This is a genomic window from Sphingomonas sp. PvP056, from assembly GCF_040549155.1.
Taxonomy (GTDB): domain Bacteria; phylum Pseudomonadota; class Alphaproteobacteria; order Sphingomonadales; family Sphingomonadaceae; genus Sphingomonas.
Window position 1 is genome coordinate 325,423 of the sequence record NZ_JBEPST010000005.1, and the last position, 20,629, is coordinate 346,051.

A 20,629-nucleotide genomic window follows, 5' to 3' on the forward strand; every position below is an offset into this window, starting at 1 on the left:
CGCCGCGCTGATAGACCTGACGCCACAACCGGACCGGAGCGGATGACCCCCGTACAGATCAACAATATCGACCATGCCGATTTGCGCGTAAGCCCCCGCGCGGGCCCGGCATTTGGGGACGCGGCCAATCAGGCGCTGGTGTTCCCGGCTGAATTCGAAGAGCTGCAGCGCGAATTCGCCATCATTTTTCGCCGCCGCGACGAGGGCCTACAGGCCTATGCCCTGCTGGGGCTCGACCGCGACGAGAATCTGTTTCTGTCCGGCGACTATTGGACGAGCCGATATGTGCCCGCCAGTCATCAGCGCGGCCCCTTCTCCATCGGCATGGTCCGCGGCACGAGCGATGCCGTCAGCCAGCCGATGCTCCATGTCGATCGTGACGACCCGCGGGTCGGGGATGATGACGGCTTGCCGCTGTTCCTCGAACATGGCGGCAACACCCCGTACCTCGAACATGTCACCGGCGTGCTGCGGCTCTTGTACGAGGGGATGGAGAGCGCGCCGACCGCTTATGCCGCGCTCGATGATGCAGGCTTGCTCGCCCCCGTAACGCTGACCATCGATGTCAGCGAGGAGCGCCGCTACACCGTGCCTGACGTGCTCGTGGTGGACGTCGAACGGCTCGCCGCGCTGACGGGCGAACCGCTCGAGCGGCTGCACCACGCAGGGATTCTCCGGCTCGCCATCCTCGCTGCGGCTTCGCTCGCCAATGTTCAGCAGTTGATTGCCCGGAAGCAACGGCTGCCCGGCACGGCCGCGTGAGCGCGATGCAGCGCATCTCGCGCCGCACACGCGTGATCGAAGCCGCAGACGCGCTGACACTGCCGATCGGCGCGCTGATCGCCGAAGGTCGCCCCGCGATCCTGCGCGGCATAGCCGCGCATGTCCCGCTGGTGGAGGCCGGCCGGCATGGTGCCGCCGCGGCGATTGCCTGGCTCAAGCAATTCGATGGCGGCCAACCGGTCACGGCCTATATCGGCGATCCGGCTATCGCTGGCCGTTTCGGCTATACCGAAGACGGCACCGCACTGAATTTTGCGCGCGAACGTGGATCGCTGACGGCCTATCTCGACCAGTTGTTGGCGAGCCTGCACGATCCCGCCGCGCCGGCCATCTATATCGGCTCCACCGATATCGATCAGTATCTTCCCGGGCTCAGGGCCGAAGCGGCGCTTCCCTTCGGCGATCCCGAACTGCTGGAGCATCCGCCGCTGGTGAGCATCTGGATCGGCAACCGCACCACGGCAGCGGCGCATTACGACATGTCGAACAACATCGCCGTCACACTGGTCGGGCGGCGGCGCTTCACCCTCTTCCCGCCCGATCAGGTCGCCAACCTCTATCCCGGGCCGCTCGACCCGACGCCCGCTGGTCAAGTCGTCTCGATGGTCGATTTCGCTGCCCCCGATCTGGACCGGTATCCCGGCTTTGCCGACGCGCTGGCCGCCGCCGAAATTGCGGAGATGGAGCCTGGCGACGCGCTGATCTATCCCGCTTTGTGGTGGCATCAGGTCGAGGCGCTCGATCCGTTCAACGCGATGATCAATTATTGGTGGAACACCGTGCCGCGCTTTATGGATACGCCGCAGAATACGCTGCTGCACGGTCTGCTGAGCCTCCGCGACCGCCCGGCACACGAAAAGGCAGGGTGGCAAGCGTTGTTCGACTATTATGTCTTCGGCGATGCGACACGCGCGGGCGCGCATTTGCCCGTCGCCGCGCGCGGTGCGCTGGCACCGCTGGATGCCACCGCGGCGCGCCGGTTGCGCGCCACGCTGCTGCAACGGCTCAATCGCTGACAAAGGACGGTCGATGAACACCTTGCCCAAGACCCGCGTGGTCATCGCCGGTGGCGGCACGGCCGGCTGGCTTGCCGCGGCGCTGTTGACCCGACAGTTGGGCCAGCTGGTCGACGTCACGCTTGTCGAATCCGACGAGATTGGCACGGTCGGCGTCGGCGAAGCCACGATCCCCACCATCCGGGGGTTCCATGCCCTGCTCGGGCTGGACGAGGACGATTTTGTCCGGGCGACCGGTGCCACGTTCAAACTGGGCATCGCCTTCGAGGGCTGGACGAGGCCCGGCTCGCGTTATCTCCATTCCTTCGGAGACGTCGGAAAATCGACCTGGATGGGCGATTTCCAGCATTTCTGGCTGGCGGCGCGCGCGGATGGGAATGCCGGGCCGCTCGAGGACTATTGTTACGAGGCACAAGCCGCCGAAGCGGGTCGCTTTGCTACAGGCACCAAGGCGCAACTCAATTACGCCTATCATTTCGATGCCGGGCGGTATGTGGGTTATCTGCGCGGCCGCTGCGAGGCAGCCGGGTTGCGTCGGGTCGAGGGACGCATCGCGCGGGTCGAGCAGAATGCCGAGAGCGGCGATCTGGTTGCGCTGATGCTCGAATCTGGGGAGCGGGTCGAAGGCGATTTGTTCCTGGATTGCACCGGGTTCCGCGCCCTGTTGATCGGCGAGACCCTTGGGGTGGGCTATGAGGATTGGAGCCACTGGCTGCCGATGAACCGGGCGCTGGCGGTGCAGACCGCCGCTGTCGGCCCTGCGCTACCCTATACGCGCGCGATCGCGCATGAAGCGGGTTGGCAATGGCGTATTCCGCTGCAGCACCGCGTCGGGAACGGCATCGTCTATGCCGCCGAGCATCTCAGCGACGATGCGGCGCGGGCGCTCCTGATCGGGTCGGTGGCGGGCAATACGCTGACCGAGCCCCGGCCGATCCGCTTCACGACCGGCCGCCGCAAGCGCGCGTGGGAAAAGAACTGCGTCGCGCTGAGCCTATCGTCGGGCTTCATTGAGCCGCTCGAATCGACCAGTATCCATTTGATGATGATCGCGCTGACGCGCCTGTTGCAGCTTTTTCCGTTCGGGGGTGCGACGGCGGCGGTGGCGGATCGTTTCAACGCCATGGCGCAGCGCGAAATGGAAGGCGTGCGCGATTTCGTGATCCTGCATTATCACCTCAACGCACGCGACGAGCCGTTCTGGCGCCAATGCCGCGAGATGAGCATCCCCGACACGCTGGCAGCGCGGCTCGCGCTGTTCGCCGAGGAAGCGCAGGCCTATCAAGGTGCGGACGAACTGTTCCGCGTCAGCTCGTGGCTGCAAGTCATGCTGGGACAAGGGCTTACGCCGCATCGCCACCACTTGATGGCGCGGATGATGCCGCCCGGTCAGTTGGCGGAGGCGCTAAGAAATCTTTCCCACGGGATCGCGGCGCGTGTCGCCACTCTGCCGCCGCATCAGCAGTTCGTCGACACGCTTGCTGGTGCCCGAACGTAGGTCTTTTCTACGCGCCAAGCGGATCGTCCAAGCTAGCGTCGATCTTTCACTGGGTCCTGGAGACGGGGATGGTACGCCCGTATGCGAATGGTTGCGCGCGCGTACGGCGATGCTTGCGATGGGCCGAAATCGTCACAAGTCGGCATCCCTGGTCAGAAAAAGCGTCGCTGGCGTTGGCCAACAGGCACGCGCCAGCGGGCGTCGCCGTCAACAGCACGACCATTGGCTCCGAATACTCCTTTACGAGCTACATAGTTTCTGACCATTTCGCGTCCGCGCGCTCACGTTCAGCATCGCGGTCGTCTCGATGCGTGGCAGCGTGCGCACGAGCAATTCGACGAGGCGAGAGTAGGCCGCCTGGGGTTTGTACACGACTTGCCCGAGCTGCGAGGTCATGCTGATGACCAACGGCTTGCGCAGATACTGATCACCACTTGTTTGATCCGCGCCAGCCGCTGTTGCTGCGGGTCAAGGTGGGTCCATCAGGCGGTGAACTATCTATCTGAGCGGAACTGGTGCCCATCGGTCATCGAGGTCGCCAGCGCGGTGCCGACCGGGCCAATGCTGGCAATAGTCATCAGGCGTTCGGTAACGTCTTTCCGAGATATCCGGACGGGCAGATCGCAATCAATCTGCGAACCCGCAGGTGGAGGTCGCGCGCCTGCTGCAACGACGTGGGAAGGATCCGGCACATCCAACAGGCGACCTTCTTCGATTTCCAGAGGTGTGATCAGCGCGCATAGAACCCACACCGGACGCCGACCCTGACCTCGGTCAGAAGCTCGCGCATCATCGTAACCAGCTTGGTCCGTTGCCTGACCGGCAGGCCGCGTGTTTGATGCTCTGAGAACGGGCCAGTTGTAAGAGCGACTTAGAAGAAGTCGTCCGTGCATCGATGTCTGAGTCGATTAGGCTGATGAAGCAGAGATGGTGGCGAATGTTTCTGAACTAGTTGCCTTCGCCACAAACGACAACGCCGCCCGTGAGGGCGGCGTTGTCGTTTAGCGTTTGGTTGCGGGGACGTGCAGCCACTTTGATTTGCTCACTCGGTGCCGTTGCTAGAGCATGCCAAATGCTGGAGTTGGGCCGTTTGCTAAATCGTGGTCCGGGCGCCGAGAAGCGAATAGCTGACGGTTATTCCGCCACCTAGCGACGGCAGCTTGCGACCACATCCGGACGCTCCAATCAGCACCACGAATGTCTTCTTCTGACATAACTTGCGGAAGTCCGGATAACGATCGGATGCCGGCGCGAAGAAATTGCGGTGAATGCGAGCAAGAACTTCTACGCTTGTGGCTTGCTGCACAAACATCAAAGAGCATCATAGCACTGTTCGGAATCGACGGTGCCGCTATAGGAAGAAGATGTTTGGGGAGCATTACGATCTCAGTCGCCGGTTTCGTCCGGCTACCAAGGAAGGGGACGAGGACCGGCCGTTCCGGGGGCTGTTCGGCGACGACCTGAAAGGCACGCCGGCGTGGCCCAAACTGCTGGAGAAGCGCCGCACCATCGTCCTCGCCGAGGCGGGCAGCGGCAAGTCCAGCGAGTTCGACTATCAATGTTCCGCCCTGCGTCAGGTGAACAAGTGTGCTTTCAAGGCGACCGTGCGCGACGTCGCGGACGCCGGCCTCGAGGCGTCGCTCATTCCGACCGACCGCGCTCGATTTGCGCAATGGCAGGCAGACCCGGACGCGCCTTGCTGGCTGTTCGTGGACTCGGTCGACGAAGCCAAGGACCAAGGACATCATTTCGACGCCGCCTGTCGGAAGCTGGCCGATGCAATCGCCGGGCTGGAGGAGCGCGTTCATCTCTACATCTCGAGCCGCTATACCGATTGGGATAAGACGGCTGATCGCATCTCAGTCGAGAAATGGCTCTCGCTGCCCGAGCCGCCCCCTCCGCCGACAGATGTCGCGGACGAGGTTCGCGCGACGCTGCAGAACAGGGACAAACGTCCGCCACGAGTTCGTGAAGAGATCGGTGTTCTGGTCATGGAGCCGCTCAGCCGCTGGCAGGTCGAGCGCTTCGCGCGTGCCTCAGGCATCGAGACGATCGATGCTCTCCTGGCTGCCGTTGATCATGGCAGCCTCTGGGAATTCGCGGCGCGGCCGATGGACCTTGGTTGGATGGTGGAGTTCTGGCGCGATCATAAGCGGCTCGGCTCTCTTCGGGAAATGATCGAGGCTAGCTTAAAGGCGAGACTGCTCGATCCCGATCCACTTCGCCGCAAGCGCGATCCGCTCGATCTCGCGAAGGGGGCTCACGCCCTCGACCGGATTGGAGCAGCATTTTTGCTGTGCGGGCGCGATTCCGTGCGGGTCCCTGCCGCTGGCCTTGACCTGTCGCCTCCCGAGCGCTCGATGCCGATCGAGGAGATCCTACCGGACTGGCCCGACGGCGAACGGCTTCTGCTGCTGGGGCGCCCGGTCTTTGATCCGGCGACGCTAGGCCGGGCGCGGTTGCACAACGACAATGAGGCGACGCTGCGATGCTATTTGCTGGCGCGCTGGCTGGGACGGCTTCTCGCTGAGGGGTGTCCCGTGGCTGTGGTGCGCGATCTCCTGTTCGCCGATACCTATGGCTATCGGCTGGTTCGGCCGGAGATGGTCGAGGTGTCGGCGTGGCTGGCCGGAGAGAATGATGCGATTGCTGACTCACTTATCGCTCGGTCGCCCTATAATCTTCTGCGCTATGGGGATCCGGGGTCGTTGCCGATACCGGTGCGGGTTAAGGCATTTGCGGCGGCGCTCGCGCAGGTCGAGACGATCGATCCGCAGAAGCTCTGGTTCGGCGAGCAGGGGCTCCGGCGGTTCGCCGATCCCGGTCTCGACGACCATATCGCGGTTTGGTGGGAGATTGCCAAAGGCGATGAGGAAGCGCGGCATCTGCTGCTGCGCCTCGTCGATTTCGGCGGCCAGAAAGGCGGTCTGCCCGTGGTGCGCCAAGTTGCCTACGATCGCAGCACCGACGAGATCACGCAGCTGCTCGCGGGCCGGGCTCTTCTGAAGCTTGGCGAGAGGGCAGATCGCACCGCCTATGCACGGCACGTTGCAGAGCATGGGTCCGATCTCTCACGCTCGATCATTCTCCAGGCCCTGGACGCGCTGTTCCCGGAAGAGATCGATGTTGAGGCATTTTTCGCGTTGATCGACAAGGCCGGGGTCACGGGCGAGGACGACATTGCAACCATACTTCCACTGGGCAGTGAGCTGCCGGCGGCCTTGACGCGCCGGGAAGACTTGCACCGTTTCCTGACCGAAGTTGTCGCTCGGTCTGGCGATTTCAGCGGCGATACGGTCGACGACGAGAAGCCGTTTCGCGAGGCCTTCTCGCAGATGGCAGCCAGCGCGGCGCTTCGTCTCCTCGACTATCATCCGTCGGACATCCCCGATGTCGTCACGGATCTCGTCCTACTGCTGCACGAATCGCACCGTCGGATCGGGTCCGAGGCAAGCTTCAAGACGCTGGGCGAGGCATTTGGTGCATCGTCGGGGCGCCGCCGCACGTCGCTCTGGCGGTCGATCGTGCGGCTGCGCACGCATCCCTATGCACGTGACGATGGCGAGCTCAATATCTGGTTCGTCCAGCATCTCGGATGGCCGGTGCTGCTGAGTCTTGCAGACATCGATTGGCTCCTCCTCGATGTGCGCGAGCGAACCGAATGGCAGGATCGGCTGACGGCGCTCCGCGCGGCGCATATGCTCTGGCGACAGTTCGGGGGCACCGACGGGGACATGCAGCGCATCGTCGACGCCGTCGCCGACGATGCGGAGCTCTCGGCCCAGCTTGCGGCCTGGCGGTCGCCGCCGCCTGAGACGCCCGAGATGGTCGAGCGGATGGCTGGGTTCGAAGCGGCGCGGAAGCGCAATGAAGACCAAGCTGAAGCGCGCGACCAGAGCTGGGTCAAGCTCATCAACACGCTCCGTGACGATCCGAACTTCTTCGACAGCTTGTCGCCTCAGACCGACGATACTGTAGACTCGCGCCTCTATCATCTCTGGCAGTTCCTCTCCTGGCGGACCCAGTCGCGCTCGCGCTACTCGATCGACAGCCTCGATGTGGTCGAGCCGGTGTTCGGGCCGGAGATGACAAGACGCTTCGGCGAAGCTTTGATGGCGTTCGCCTATAAGCGCGTTCCGGCCGGAACCGCCGAAGAGGCCGCCCAGCGCCGCACGGTCACGAGCTTCGACATCATGGCATTGACCGGCATGTCGCTGGCGGCAGCCACGGTCCCGAACTGGGCGGAGCAGCTCGATTCGGCCTGCGCCGCGCAGGCGGCGCGGCTAGCCGTGATCGAGCTCAACGGCTTTCCTGACTATCTCGTATCGCTTAGCCAGGCGCATCCCGAGGCCGTGCGCTCGGTATTGTGGCAGGCGTCGCACGCGCAGCTCGACCGGCTCAATGAGGTGGACCACGGGATGCTCGACCGGCTCGAATATGCCGATGGCGTGCTTGCCCGGCTGCTGGTTCCGGACCTGATCGATTATCTGCGCGACCACATCGATCTGGCAACCGTGGCGCTCGAGAAGATCGTCTCGGTGCTGATCCAGGCGCAGCCTTTCCCGTCCGAGGGGTTGGCGGATTTGGCCGAAGCGCGCGCGATGGCGGCGACCGCCCCCGTGGTCGCAGCCTATTATCTGCTGCTTCTTTTTGCGCTCGAGGGCGATTGCGCCGTCGACCGGCTGCGAGAGAAAATGAGCACGCTCGACGGTCAGGACCAGGCCGCCTTGTGCTGCACCTTGTTGCCGCGTCTGTTCGGTAGCCGGTTCAATCGCACCGTAGCACCGCCACTGCCTCTTTCCGCCGAGCGGCTCGAGCAATTGCTCATAATCGCGTTCGAGGGTGTCCGGCCCGCGGACGACATCGTGCGCGCGAACGGCAAGGTCTATTCGCCGGGATTACGCGATGAGGCGCAGGACGCGCGGCATATGATCTTCGACAAGCTGCTGAAGACGCCCGGCGAAGCCACGCAGGCCGCGATCCGGCGCATGGCAGAGATCCCCGATTATCCGATCGAACCCAAGCATTTGCGCATCCATGCCGAGCGGCATGCCGAGGTGAATTCGGAGCTGGTCGCTTGGCTGCCGTCCGATGTGGTGGTGTTCGAGAAGAGTTTCGATCGCGCGCCGCGCACGACGGAAGATCTGCAGCTGATAGCGCGGCGCAGGCTCGAAGCGATCGAGCATGATCTTCTTCACGGCAAGTTCGCGCAGGGCGACACGCTGCAGGGACTGGCCGACGAGAATGCGGTCCAGCGATGGGTTGCGACCCAGCTCGATGAGCGGCGCGAGGAAGCCTATACCGTACAGCGCGAAACCCATTTCGCGGATGAAAAGGAACCCGACATCACGCTGACGAGCCGGCATGGCGGTGTCGACTTGCCGGTCGAGATCAAGGTAGCGGATGGCCTCTCGGTCAAGCAGCTGGAAGCGGCGCTCGAAGTTCAACTTTGCGGTCAGTATCTGCGCCACGAGACGGCGCGTCACGGCATCCTGCTCCTCGTCCACCAGCAACCGCGCCCGGGCGGCTGGGAAATCGCGCCGGGCGACCCACTCGTCCCCTTCTCCGTCGTCATGGACCATCTTCATTCGCGCGCACGGGCAATGCGCGAAATCGCCGCGACCGGTCCGCAACCGATTGTGTGCACGATCGACGTCTCCGGGGTGGTGCCGCTCAAGGACAAGCGCGCGGCCGCGCGCGCCAAACGCAAGTCGAGCACAGCGAAGACCAGAAAACCGATCAAGGCACCGTCCAAACGGCGCACGGAAGCGGACCGCCAGGAAAGCGACCCATCCCGGTTGTTCGCCAGATCCGCGTCGCAGTTCGACATCGACGAAGCTCTGTCGGCGTGGCGGGACCGTGCTGGCGGGTGACCGCGTCTAGCGAGCGTCTTCGGGTCTAGCGTCTGGTGGCTCAGGCGCGCTGTTATCTGGCGGCGGGACCGGTCCTCTGGCTGGCTGAGTGACATGGGGCAGCAGGTCGCGCCAGACTTGCGGCGGCACCGGCAGGCGATGTGCGCGGCAAGCGGTCAGCACGATCGGCCAATGGCCGAGCTTCACCGCCGTGAGCTGGTCATAATGCTTGTTAGTCTTCGCCTCTGCGAGGATGAAATCGAGCGCGTCGTGCGTGCCCTTGGTCACTGGAATACCGGCTAGCGCCGCCCCGTGGCTGTCGCGGTTCAGATAAAGATTGTCCTCGCTGTCCTCGTCGGGAAGCCAGGTCTGGAACGTGCAATGTGCAAGGCCGTCTTCGCTGAACTTTGCGATCTCGTCGAATAGCGCCTGCTCGCCTCTGGCCGCCGCCCACAGCGCTAGCAACGGATAGAGAATGCTGCCCTCGGTCGAGGCGGTGCGATACTCGTCGCTGCGCTCGGACGGATGATCAACCAGATCCCAGTAGGAGCGGCTGGTGATCGGGTAGCGGCCATGCGCTTTGAACGCGAACATCGAGTGCTTGGCGAGTTCATCGGCCCATTGATCAATTGCGCCATGCGCGCCGGGACGGCAGGCGAGCAGGGTGAAAGCGAGACCGATGTCGATCGCCTGCCAGTCGCCGATCGGCGAGAGAAGCGCGCGATTGTTGCTGACGATCGCCATCATGGCCTCGATCAGCCGGTCGATCTGATTGACGGTCGCCCGGGTGGTGTCTCTGACGAGGGCCGGGAGCGTGTCGAGATAGTCGTTGGTGAGAACAACGGGGCCGCTCGCCGGCGACAATTGCCAGACCAGCCACAGCCCGCGCAGCGCCAGCCGGCCGACGAGATCGAACAGCTTCAGGTTGATGTCGAGTGCGGCGTGGCTTTCGACCGCGGTCGAGATCGCGTGACGGATCTCGGCCGCCGGCAGGATCTTGTCCTCGAACAGCGCACGCCAGATCGTAAAATGGAGCTCAGCCAGTTCGTTGAGCACGAGGCTGGCGGCCTCGCCGGATCTCGAGGTCCTGGCAATGTCGGTCTTCAGTAGCTGCCACACCTCGAGCAAGGCCAGCTCGCTGGCCCGGTAGGGCGCCTCGACATTGTCGGCCTCGCGCGCCCAGACGAACATGATCCACAGACAAATGTTGATTAGCCGCGCCTGGCTGAGCCGGGCTGCGGGCGTTGTGGCGGGCTGGTCGGCAATTGCGCGCAAAAGCTTCTGGAAGTGGTCGAGCGCGATGTCGGGCTCTTCGACCATCGCCACGGCCTTGCGCAAGTGACTGCGCTGCTGTGCTGGGAGGAGCTCTTCGCGCAATATGCCATCGAGAATGACCTGCGCCAGCCGATCGCCGTTCCACTCCTCGAAGCTGATCTTAGGCGTGGTATTGCGGGTCATATAACCCGTCACTTCAGCGCGGACCTGCTCGTCGATCGCACCGCCGAAGGTTAGGCAGATCGCGATCGGGAGGCTCGCATATTCGGGCGGGATGCGGCTCGCGATATAATGATCGAGGATCTCGTCGAGCGACGGTCTGAGACTTTGCGGGCTTGCCGTATTCCATTCGTTGCGGTCGAGGTCGCCCGACTTGACCGAGAACAGATGCACGCGCCGGTTGCCATCCTGGCCGGGGCCGACCGCGGCGACATCGACGCCATATTGGCGTGTGCCACGCGCCGGCCGCGAATAGACCGTGAAGCCCAGTTCGGTCAGTAGGTCGGGTAGAACCGCGTCGAGTTCGTCGCGCTCCTTCAGCGACGCCAGATATTCCCGGATGACGAGTTTCATGGCGCGGTTCTCATCGCGCGAAACACGCGCAGCATATAGTCGAGGTCGAACGGCTCCAGGATGTTGAGGCGCGGCGATTCGATGCTGTGGCTGAAGCTGTGCATCTTCATCTCGCTGCGCTGCTGCTTGCCGCCCATTCCCTTGAAATAGCTGATCGAGCGCGTGCCGTAGAGCAGCACTTGCCGCGTTGCGAGCGACGCGAGGATCGAGGTTTTCTCCGATGCCTTATAGGCTTGGCGCATCGACTCATGCTGGCGGTGGTTCTCGATCAGCCGTTCGCGCTCGGACGGGCGCAGTTCCTTGATCCGGCCAGGCTCGCGCAGCCCCTGGATATAAGCCTCGAGCCGCGTGACGAGATCGTTGAGGATGGCTTGTGATGAATGACCCGGAGCCTTGGCCTGTTCGGCGATCCAGTCGCCGACCGACCCCGAGAAGTTGATCAGCAGCGGATCGAACAGCAGTTCGGCGATCGTGCGCTGCGCAGCGTCGCCGGCGCCGTTGAGCAGGCCGACCACCAGCGACGCGGCAGTGACCGGATGGACGAACAGCCAGCCGATCGCCCGGTGGGCAAGCAGCAGCCGCTCGGGGTCGTCGAGGCTGGCGGCTGCGGAGCGAGGATCGAGGATGAGCGGCGCATCGCCATGATGGTTGCCGACCAGCGCCATGATAGCGCGGCCAAGATTGGGGTCGCACGCCAGCAGCCAGATGATGATGGTTTGAGCGAGTTCGTCGGGCGGTAACTGCAGCAGATGATAGTTTAGGCTGCCGAGCGGCTCGAGGGAGGTCAGCTCCTCATGCTGTGAGAGCAACGGCGTGATCAGTGCCAGCGCTTCATCGAGGCGGTTCTTGTCGGCGAGCTTGCCCGCCGCCGCGCCAATGTCGCGGATCGTGCCGCGATTGCCGATCGGAACACGGTGCATGATCGCGGTCAGGGGCTTTACGATTGCCGGCGGTAGCTCGTCGGCATGGAACATCAGTTCGAGCGATAGCTGGTGGATCGCATGGTCGCCGGTGCGTTCGATATTGGCGTCGATCAGCGCCGCGGCCTTTGTGTGGGTGTCGGGATGAGCTTTAGCGATTTCGCAAATCGCCGAGAGGATATGGCCGAGGCTGTTGTCGTCGGCGCTCGCTGCATGGGCAGCGAGCGCGTCGGTAGCGCGGGTACGGCGGTCGGGATCGGTAAGATCGAACGTGCCGATCGCCTTGGCCGCGGCCGACCGCGCCGGACCCGCATTGCCGCCGACATAGAGGATCGCGCGGTCGAGCGCCGCATCGGGCTCGGTCTTGGCCAGCGCCTGCAACGCCAGGAAGACATAGGCGCTATCGTCACCATCCTCGGGGTTGATTGTCTCTAACGTGTCGCGAGCGCGGCTGCCCTGTTCGGCCCAGGTCCGATAGCCGCCATTGGCCATGCCCGAGGCGAGATCTTCGCCGGCGCGCGTCGACAGGGCTTTGACGGCGGCGAGCATGTCCGGGACGCTGGCGTCGAGCGCCGGGATCAGATCGCTATAGACGTGCATCACCGTGAAGAAATCGTGCTGGTTGATCGGTGATGTCGCGATCTGCCGCGCAGGTTCCAGCACATCGATCGTGCCGTCATTGTGGAGTTTGGCAAGGGTCGCGCGGAAAGCCTTGCCGAGCTCGTCAGTGCGGTGACGGCGCAGCCGTTCGACGAACAGCTCGGGCAGCGTGCCCGCATTCGCTGCTGCGATGATGTCGTTCCGGTCGCTCAATCGTCCCCCCTCGGCGGCGCTTGGGTCAGGCCGCAGTCCCTGTATAGGCGATGTTTGGCGCCAGTTCATCCATTCGGCGCGCGACAATACACTCGCTCTGGACCGGTCCCCCTTTGCCGGAATGGTAAGTCCACTCAAGGTGCGTCGCTAGACGATGCCGTCGAGCAATGGGCCGTCGGGTTGATAGTTTGGCCGCTGGAAAGCGGCGATCAGCCAGTCGAGGACAGGATCATCCAGCAGGCCAGCAATGAATACTGAACGCCAGTTGTTCCTGCTGCCATGGGTATCGTCCTGGCGGTCAAGCTCGAGCGTCAGAATGTCATCGAGATCCTGGCGGGTCGCAGGCACATTCCGCAGCTCGGCCGCCGCGAGGCTCGGGCGCCGCAGCATGCCCATCCAGCTCGCCTTGAGATAGCGCATGATCGACGTGCGTTCGACGATGTTGGCCATGTGGAACCGCACCGCCGTGTAATTGGGATCAACGGCGTCAAGGAGCGGGCGCAGCGTGATGCGCGGAACTTTGCCAGGATCTTCGAACCACGCGACGAACAGCCGCTCGCCCAGGATGTCGTCATAATAGGGATGGAGGATACGCTCGCCCGGATTGGGTCCGGTGAGGAGCGTGCTGCGCTTGCTGTTGCATTTGCAGGCCGGCACGAGATTGCGGCCGAAGATCGCGAAAGCCGGAAAATCGGTCTTGGGCAGCAAATGATCGAGCGTGCCGCTGTGGAACGATCCGCACATCGGGCAGCAATTGGCGTCGCTCTCGGCGCGCATGCGGTTGATGTGCGGCAGCTCGTTGGATGGGCTGGCGTAAAGCGACTTAAGTTGTGCTTTGATGGGGTCGGGTAGGGCCACGTTGAGGATGGCGTGGGCGTTACCGCTGGCAGCGACATACTGGAGATAGCCGGCCTTGAGCGCAGGGATTTCGACCGCGAAATCCGGATAGGATTTGAGGCGCGTGTTGAGGCCGAGCGCATCGAGCGCACCGGCATCGTCGAAATCCTCGGACGGATCGAACCGGTTCATTGTCCGTCGGCCTCGCGATCGGTGCCTTCGACGCGCGCGCGGATCTCGCCGAGTAGGTCGAGCGACACCCGGTCCTTATAGGTCTCGAACATTGTCTCCCACGATGCTGTCTGCGCCATGATCTTGTTCTCGACTTCGAGCGCCAGCCGCGAGGGCTGATCCTCGCCGAACACGAAATAGGAGATCGCGCCGACATCGGCGCCGAAAGTCTTGAGCATCGGCGTCTCCGCCGTAATCGCACGGTCTTCATCCGACCGCAGCACCGTGACCTGTTCCTCGACCGCCTCGCGCACGAAATAGACCGAATGGGTCGCGAGGATCGCCGCCGACCCGGTCTGCGCGAGCAGCCCATCGAGCAGCGCGACGAACTGGCTGATGAAGTTGGGATGGAGGTGCGTTTCGGGCTCGTCGAACAGCAGCAGCGTGCCGTTCTCGATATAAAGGCCAGCAAGCGCCGCGAACCGGAGAAAGCTGAGTTCGCCGCTGCTCAGGGGATAGGTTTTGCCGTCGATCATTCGGACGGGTTCGGAGCGGGTGTTGATCGATGCGTAGCGACGGATGGTCTCCTGCTCGGCGCCGCGATTGAGGCCGTGAACTGGGACCGGACCGCGCTCACCGCTCTTGGTGCGCAAGACCAGCTCCCGGAACCCGTCGATCGCGGTGATGGCCTTCAGGAAGATGTCATAGCGGCTGGTGCCGCCGATGCCCTCGATGCTGCGCGCGAGCTGGACGATGAGATCGCTGGTCGTCTGACGCGATCGCCCGCTCACCATCGAAAAGCGCCGATACCAGACCCGCGCGCGCTTGCGCCGGTCGCTAGGGAACACCGAGGTGATGGTCGCCGACGGGTAGAATCCCAGGATGCGGTTGAATAGCGGCCGGTCGCCCCGAATGTCGGTCAGCTTCGGCTTGCCGGCGAGTGCGGCATCGACGATCTGCGCCAGTGTCTGGCTTTTTCCGACGCCATTCTTGCCGATCACGATCGCGAAGCGCTGCGGCAGCACGGCGTCGCCATCGGCGAAGCGGAAGGTGAGGTCATGGTCGTTGGGCCGGCCGGCGAGCCGGAATTTGATATGGAGCCCGTCGGAAATCCGGTCGAGCTCCTCATATTCGACGCCGCGCAGGATCGGTGCCGCATTCTTCCAGGTGAAATAGGGTTCGCTATGGCGCAGGAAGGCGTTGAGAAAGATCTGACTCTCGCGCGCGGCGCGCAGCCAGGGTCGGTTGATTGGCCGTTCATCGGCCTCGACGATGTCGTTCATCGCGCGCAGTGCGAGCCGTGCTTCCTCCGGGCCGAGATCGCCGACGATCCGCCGATAGCTCGCCATGTCGGGCAGCATCGTGAAGTAGTCCGGGAGTTTGTCGGCCGGCACAGGCATGTCGGGAGTCTGATCGACGGCGTCACGCAAATGCAGCGTATCACTCTTGCCGGCCTGCTTCTCGACGAAGCCAAAGAAGCCGCGGAAGGTCAGCCGCTCGCGCGCGAATGGGGTCTCGCTTCGCGGCTGGATCGCGATCTCGATGAGGATGCGCTCGCCGAAATCATTCCAGCTGTCCGAACTTGGCGCGATCGTAATCGTGCCGGCTTCGCTCTGCCGCGAAATCGCGCGTTCGGTCACGAACTGGACGCGATAATCCTGTGATGGGTTCTCTGCCATCATACCCCCTGGTGCCGATCGGTTGTCTTGCGATGCTGCCTGACGTTAGTCGATACTATGGAGTGCGGCGCGGTCGAGCGCTTTATGTGTCTAAAGGGACCTCCGGCGGTACTGAGGTGCGGAGGTCCCCACGGTCTATACCTCGCGCCGCGACCAACACTTCGGCTTGTCGATACCTGGCTGGCGCAGCTATCAGCCAGCGTTACTCGTTCAATGAGCCAAGGTGGCTTAACCCGAGGATGTCGGCTCAGTTCGGAAGCCGACTTTTGGCAAACTGGCGGGAATGACGGGTTTGTCCCAATTAACGAGGGCTCAAAGCCGTCATGATATACCAGCATCAAGCACTGGCAGAATAACGATTGCACTCATTTGGCAACAATTGAAACTAGGTAACCGGATAACGTGGCTCCGTGCCAAACCTCATGCCGCTAGCAACATCGAGTTCATCGAACACCTGGCGTCGCTCGGTCCAGGCCTCCCTGCCCATCACCGGCCCGTATCGACCTGCCCGAGCAAGAAACACCCGAACAGCAGCGATGAACTGATCGTCGTGCGCGGCACCATCCATCATCTCATCGGTGCCAGCGTCACGGGCACGCGATTGCCGGACGGAATGACGATCAGCATCCCGAAGAACCGCACCACGAAGCGCGTCCGCTATGTCGCGTGAGCGGCTCTTCCACCCCGGCAGTAAAGGCAGATCATCGAAATCCGGCATTAGCAGTCGCGGCTTAGCGCCCGACTGCCGCGCGCGCGCCACGGTATCGTGCAGCAAGGGCTCAAGCTGCTGCTCCATCTGCGCCAACCGCATCGCCGCCATGCCGACGATCTGGAGCGGCAGCAGGCCGGCATACCAGAACTGGCTGAGCTGCCGATCGCCGAACGCGCTGTCGGTCCGATCCTGGCTGACCTGTACGAAGAACGGGTTACTGGATTGGCCGCTGCGGGTGACGACTTCGTTGAGAATCGGATCGAGCGCGAATGCTCCCTCTGCCGCATCGAGATGCTCGGCATGGGCTGTCGCGATGGTTCGGATATCCATGACCGCCGGGATACGGCTTCGCGGCTTTTCCGGGCTGATCCCGACCTCCCCAGTGCGATAGCCGCCGACGAATTTGCGCAGGGCGTCGGCAATCGGTCGAAAGACGGAGACAAACGTCGATGCCCTGATCCGTGCACCAGCGCCGATGATCAGCCAGCCCATTGGCCGGGTCATGGATCGCCTCGCGCGCGCAGCCGTCGCCTGGCAATCGAACGCCGCCCAGATCAGCGCCATGCGGGCGAGGATGCCGATTGCCAGATCATCGTCGAGCGCAGGCGACAATCGGCGTGATGCGATCATCTCGAGTGCGATCAGATGCTGGCCGCGGACGACGGCGGTGAAGAATGGCGTATCCTGCTCCTGCCTCCGCCACAGCTCGTCGACGAACCCATCCAGGGCCATGAGTGGCGTGTCCCCGCCGGCCCAGCCGCGCACGCAGGTGTCGATCAGGGTCTCGTCGCCATCGCGCGACATCAGCCATCGGCACAGGTCGGCGAGGTCTTTTCGGGTGTGGGGAAGGCGATCGGTAGGAAGCTGAAGATAGCGGGCTGCCAGCACCGCCATCGGGAGATCGTCCCATCCCCTGGTGCCGAACAGGGCGTCACGCTTCTGCCCGGTGGTAAGGTCGTCGCCCCAGATGCCGTGCCGCAGCCGGACGATCGTTCGGTAAAGATCGAACCCGGACCGGGGAAACGCGACGAGTACCTCGCGGGTCAACCGGCCGAAGTTTGCGGAGAGGGATCGGGCGAGGTTCTTTTCGGCGGCCATGGTCCTGCTCACCGTTTCGGCGTTCCATTTAGCCTGAGGATAGCGGGTGCTGATTACGATTTCGACAAGGTCGCCAGCGCCTCCGCGATCTTGGCCTGCGCGATGTCGTGCAGCTTGCGATAGTCGTCCCGAATCATCACCGCGCGGCTGTAGGCGGAGTGGCCGGTCCGCCCGGCCGACTGTTCGGTTTCGATCAGGGCGATTGCCGTCTCGAGCGCCCGTCGCTTCTCATCGAGGTGGGCCAGAATTTCGTCGATATCCTCGATATCGTCGGGCTCAGGCGTCATCGTCGTCACTCCAGCTATCGGGATGCGGCGGCGGTGCCCAATGGGCAGGGTTGCCGCCTCGGTCCTTGATCCATTCGTACGCCGCGCCCCTGTTCGCGAGCGCAGGGGCCGGCGTCCCGAGGATGCGGCACAGCGTTTCGACCAGGTCGGCCTGGTCATCGCTGATCGGCTTGCGCCGCCAGGGCTCGTTCGGCCCTGCCCGCCCGGACGCCTCGAAACTGGTTACACTGGCGTCGTAGAGCGCCTTGCGGTGCGCCCACTCGATAATCCCGCCCCAGCGTCGGCACCAGTCGGCCTTGCGCGGATCGCCGAGGACCGCGCGCAGCAGGGTGCCGAACGGCTGGGGTCCCCCCGCCAGCCGCGTCTCGGCCATCCATTTCAGCATCATGTCAGTCTGCGCCATCAGACCGAGCAAGGTGGTCGCATCGATCTCGCCGGCGAGTAGGACGACGGCACCGCCGATCGCGTATTTGCGCGTGTCGATCGATCCGGGACCGCCACGCCGGAACGGCCGGGCCTTCGCCTGCCGCCGCAGTTCACCGAGCTTGGCCCGCTCGATCTCCTGCTCCGCCGTGATCCACGCGTCGAGTTCCTCGAGTTGCGTCAGCAGGCCGTCGAGCGACGGTGGTGAAGGCGGCAGGGTCATGTCGACAAGATCGGATGGCGATCGACACTCTGACTCCAACCTCCCCCCACCCTTGACGGTCGGAGGGGTGCGTCCACCACGGGTTAGGATTACATAAGGGGAAGAGTGAGAGGGGGGTGGTGCGCGATAAAGTGTTTTCCTGGCCCGGACGGCCCTGAAAACGCGCTTCGCCACCCCCATCATCCAACAGGCAGGGGCCAGGACGATGAAGCTCGGACAGGTAAGGAAAGGGTCGCCCGCGATCACGACCGCGCTTGCCGATGCCCGTAGCGCACGGAACCGGGCGACGCGTGACAGCCGCTCCGCCGCCACCGAGGACCGGGCCTCCGCCAGACGCTACAAACGGGCGCGCGCGAAGGAGGACCGCGAGCGCGCCCATGCGATGAACCGCCGGATCCGTGTCCAGGTGCCCGAATCCGATCGACCTAAAACCCAGAGGCGGACACCGCGGCGGCTTTTCCATCGCCTGGGCGGCAAGGCGATGAGCAGCCGGCTGGCGATCGCCAATGCCGTGTCGGGCGGCACCCGGTCGATCCATTTCGCAGTGACCGCGCGCGGCTTCGGCTCGAAGACCGGTCGGGCATGGCGCGACGGCGAGGGCGAACGCGCCGCTCAGTACATCACGCGCGAGGAGGCGCTGGAGGGCGGCGAAGCCGGCTGGTGGTCGAACATCGCCCAGGATCGCACCGAGCTGGTGGCCTTCCACCGCGCCAGCGAGGCGATCGAGAAGCACGATCGTGCCAACGCCAACGTGTATTTGAGTGAGATCATCGCCCTGCCCGCCTCGCTGACCGCACCCGAGCGGTGCACGGCGGTGCGGAACTACTGCCGCTATTTCGACGAGCGCGGGATCGCCTATACGGTCGGCATGCACAAACCCGATCCGGCGGGCGACGTGCGCAACTTCCACTGCCACATCGTCTATTCGCTCCGGCCTGCCACCCGGCACGGTGACTATGACTGGAGTTTTGCCGTATCGAAGCTGCCCGACGTCAACACGCCGGAAGGCATAGCGACGCGCCGCAAACTGGCGACCGACGCGATCAACGTCACGCTGGCAGCGGCTGGCAGCGGGCAGCGTTATACGCACCTGTCCAACCGCGCCCGCGGTCTCGGCCCGCCTGCGCCCAAGCAGGGGCAGCGACAGACCTGGGTATCGCGCCGCCTAGCAGGTGCACAGGCCCGGTGCGACGACCTCGGCCGCATGGGCGAGCGCGTTGCCGTGTTACGGAAGAGCCTGGCCGTCATCGTCAAGGCTCATGGGATGCGCGATCTGGCGATCGGCCGCCTTGGGGCGGCACGCGACCTTCTGCGCAGCCGGCTGACGGCCAACGACGACCGACTGGTAAGGTGCCGCAACGTCGTTGCCGCCCGGCTGGGCGATGCCGACGGACCCGAGCGCCTGCGCACGCTTTCGCAACCGATCGAAGCGGCCAAACCTGTCCTGGCGGACAAACTGCGTGCTGCAGCGGCGCGGATCCAATGGCCTATGCTGCTCGATCAGCAGCTTGCCGCCGCCCGAGCCTGGATTGTCGCGCGGCAGCGGCGGCGCAAGGCGTTGGAAGAGGCTGCCGCCCGTGCCGCCGAACCCCTGCCGGATTTGATGTCGGCCTCCGATGGTGTCCTGAACAGGCTCGTGGCCAATTGGCAACGCATCGCGCTCGACCGACAACGGCTGGATATTGATATCGCGGCTCTCCGCGACCGGGCCCTGTTGCGGATCCATCAGGCCAGCGCACTGATCGATCCCTCGACGAACGAGCGTCTTGTGCGTGCCGGGGAACGCATGGCCGAACGCCATCGTCTGCACATGGTGCGGATGCGGTTGACCAACGCCATGGCATCGCTGCCGGACCTCGCCATTTCTGGAAACGCGGTCGCGGATCAGCTCACGGCAGCAGCCATGCGGCAAAGGGCTGCGATCGCGGGATCGCGCGAGCTGCTCGCGCGGTCAGTGCCGACGATCCCGCAGCTGCCGGTCGCATCGCCGCCTGCGTCGTCGTCAGCCGGTTCGGGAGGCGCCGGTTCAGGTGCCGTGCGCGATGCTGCCGGCGAGCCGCTAGGCGAGCGGAAGGCGGCCCCCGTGCGCGACGAGGCCGCACGATCGGCTGGCACCGCCACGTGGTCGGAGCCCGAGCGCCGCGACCGGTCCGATCCGGCTCACGATACGGATACGACGCGGCGAATTGACCCGGCGCCTGTCACCCAGGCCGACATCCGAAGCAGGGAAACGAGAAACGATACCGAGAGCTTCGGCGTCACGGCGCAGCAGCCCGCCCTGGCGATGGAAAACCCCGACGATATGATCGGCGACCGCCAGCAGCGGCGCATTCCGCCGAGGTTGAGCAAGGGACTGGATGATGTGACCGGCCCCCCGCCCGGCGGCGGGAGAGCCGGGCCCGGACGTTGAATGAAGGAGGGAAGCCTGTCGGCTGCACCATGATGGTGAAAAATGACCTGGCGACGCGG

The 20,629-nt window shown here is 64.1% G+C and carries 12 protein-coding genes; 5 read left to right on the forward strand and 7 right to left on the reverse strand.

What is annotated here, in order from left to right:
* Positions 1-42: 42 nt before the first annotated feature.
* The 4 genes from ABIC17_RS14230 (at position 43) to ABIC17_RS14245 (ending at position 9,170) form a co-directional block, all read left to right on the forward strand.
* Positions 43-762, forward strand: coding sequence for a SapC family protein (locus ABIC17_RS14230; RefSeq protein WP_354282786.1), 720 nt, complete (start codon positions 43-45; stop codon positions 760-762).
* A 5-nt stretch (positions 763-767) separates the two neighbouring features.
* A complete protein-coding gene (locus ABIC17_RS14235) occupies positions 768-1,799 on the forward strand; it encodes a cupin-like domain-containing protein (RefSeq protein ID WP_354282843.1) in 1,032 nt (343 codons plus the stop codon).
* Positions 1,800-1,812: 13 nt separating this feature from the next.
* Entirely contained in the window at positions 1,813-3,297 is a 1,485-nt protein-coding gene (locus tag ABIC17_RS14240) for a tryptophan halogenase family protein (protein WP_354282788.1), read from the forward strand.
* A gap of 1,364 nt (positions 3,298-4,661) precedes the next feature.
* Entirely contained in the window at positions 4,662-9,170 is a 4,509-nt protein-coding gene (locus ABIC17_RS14245; protein WP_354282790.1) for a hypothetical protein, read from the forward strand.
* A gap of 6 nt (positions 9,171-9,176) precedes the next feature.
* Here the strand turns inward: ABIC17_RS14245 and ABIC17_RS14250 are convergent, their stop codons facing one another.
* The 7 genes from ABIC17_RS14250 to ABIC17_RS14280 form a co-directional block, all read right to left on the reverse strand.
* Positions 9,177-10,997 (reverse strand): hypothetical protein, encoded by a 1,821-nt coding sequence (locus ABIC17_RS14250; protein ID WP_354282791.1) that lies wholly within the window; start codon positions 10,995-10,997, stop codon positions 9,177-9,179.
* Positions 10,994-12,730 carry a hypothetical protein gene (locus ABIC17_RS14255; RefSeq protein WP_354282793.1) on the reverse strand — a complete coding sequence of 579 codons (1,737 nt, stop codon included), beginning with the start codon at positions 12,728-12,730 and terminating at the stop codon, positions 10,994-10,996. Before ABIC17_RS14255 ends, ABIC17_RS14250 begins: the two co-directional genes overlap by 4 nt.
* 147 nt (positions 12,731-12,877) lie before the next feature.
* Positions 12,878-13,759 (reverse strand): HNH endonuclease, encoded by an 882-nt coding sequence (locus tag ABIC17_RS14260; protein WP_354282795.1) that lies wholly within the window; start codon positions 13,757-13,759, stop codon positions 12,878-12,880.
* Positions 13,756-15,417 (reverse strand): AAA family ATPase, encoded by a 1,662-nt coding sequence (locus tag ABIC17_RS14265; protein WP_354282797.1) that lies wholly within the window; start codon positions 15,415-15,417, stop codon positions 13,756-13,758. The genes ABIC17_RS14260 and ABIC17_RS14265 overlap by 4 nt, the downstream gene beginning before the upstream one ends.
* A 385-nt stretch (positions 15,418-15,802) precedes the next feature.
* On the reverse strand, positions 15,803-17,227 hold the full coding sequence (locus ABIC17_RS14270) for a hypothetical protein (RefSeq protein ID WP_354282799.1): 1,425 nt from the start codon (positions 17,225-17,227) through the stop codon (positions 15,803-15,805).
* A 53-nt stretch (positions 17,228-17,280) separates the two neighbouring features.
* Positions 17,281-17,514, reverse strand: coding sequence for a hypothetical protein (locus ABIC17_RS14275; protein WP_354282800.1), 234 nt, complete (start codon positions 17,512-17,514; stop codon positions 17,281-17,283).
* Positions 17,504-18,160, reverse strand: a complete 657-nt coding sequence (locus ABIC17_RS14280) for a hypothetical protein (RefSeq protein ID WP_354282802.1) — start codon at positions 18,158-18,160, stop codon at positions 17,504-17,506. Before ABIC17_RS14280 ends, ABIC17_RS14275 begins: the two co-directional genes overlap by 11 nt.
* A 205-nt stretch (positions 18,161-18,365) precedes the next feature.
* Here ABIC17_RS14280 and ABIC17_RS14285 point away from each other — a divergent pair, with 205 nt between their 5' ends.
* Positions 18,366-20,570: a MobA/MobL family protein gene (locus ABIC17_RS14285; RefSeq protein ID WP_354282804.1), complete on the forward strand. Its 2,205-nt coding sequence runs from the start codon at positions 18,366-18,368 to the stop codon at positions 20,568-20,570.
* Positions 20,571-20,629 lie beyond the last annotated feature (59 nt).